Raw genomic sequence first — 591 nt, forward strand, 5'->3', positions numbered from 1 at the left:
CCCCCCCCCATAAATTTTTGGTAAATCTGCAAATTTTGGAAAGCGTTTAACTAAATCTTTTAAAGCATTGATATGATCAATAGCTGCCATAATGCCATAGTTTTGATAATCTCCATTAGGTGGGATAAAAGTTGAAGTAAATTTCGCTTGATAATTTTGCGCTAGTTTTCCTTGTGATTTTAAAGTAGTAATATAATGATCTAAATGATGATAATATTCTAAAGCATTATTAGAATTTAAATTTCTACTATCAATGTTAAAATCATTCAATACTTTAGAAAAATTTTCCAGATCTTCTTCTAAAAATTTTGCACTTGCATCGTATTTTAAAACATCCGAACGCCTTTGGCAAAAACAATGATAAAAAACATTTATTGTCACTACATCAAAATTTTTAGCAATATAATTTCTATAAGAATCTAAAAAATATATATTTGCATTAGCTCCATAACCTCCTATGACAAAAACTATAGCTTTGAGATCTTTTTCATCATCATAACTTATGCGGTATTCAAGCTTACTGGTTCTTTTAATACCTAGCTCTACATCATCACAAGAATCAATTTCAAAGGTTTGATTTATGAGCATATA

General features: G+C 28.1%; 1 protein-coding gene. It reads right to left on the bottom strand.

Annotated features, from left to right (window positions below; all coding sequences use genetic code 11):
* The coding region (locus tag BGS43_RS00010; protein ID WP_141085284.1) for a DUF2920 family protein at positions 1-588 on the bottom strand (588 nt) is incomplete at its 3' end.
* Positions 589-591: the final 3 nt, after the last annotated feature.

Source organism: Campylobacter sp. 110 (assembly GCF_002383965.1).
In the GTDB taxonomy this organism is placed as follows: domain Bacteria; phylum Campylobacterota; class Campylobacteria; order Campylobacterales; family Campylobacteraceae; genus Campylobacter_D; species Campylobacter_D coli.